Source organism: Bacillus sp. T2.9-1 (genome assembly GCF_950097965.1).
Classification (GTDB): domain Bacteria; phylum Bacillota; class Bacilli; order Bacillales; family Cytobacillaceae; genus Niallia; species Niallia hominis.
Genome location: NZ_CATNHG010000069.1, coordinates 1 through 209, shown reverse-complemented (window position 1 = coordinate 209; position 209 = coordinate 1). Strand labels below are relative to the sequence as shown.

1 protein-coding gene is annotated in these 209 nt (G+C 42.6%); it reads left to right on the top strand.

Features of this window, described 5'->3' with window-relative positions; genetic code table 11:
* Positions 1 to 209 (top strand): UPF0236 family transposase-like protein (locus tag QQZ16_RS04935; RefSeq protein ID WP_284561172.1); only part of this gene is annotated, 209 nt, incomplete at both ends.

Below are 209 nucleotides of genomic sequence, written 5' to 3'. Positions count from 1 at the left end.
AGGCGGTGGAAACGTTCGAACAATTTTTAGGCTATTCGGCGATGAGCCATGAAGCATTACGGCAACATCTTCTTCAAACAAACGTACTTCCCGCTAAGGAAAAACGCCCTTTTCAAAAGGTATTGTTTGTAGAAGTAGATGGATTATATGTGAAGAGTCAAGAAAAGAAAAAGCGTGGATGGGAGTTGAAATTCGCCGCTGTACACGAG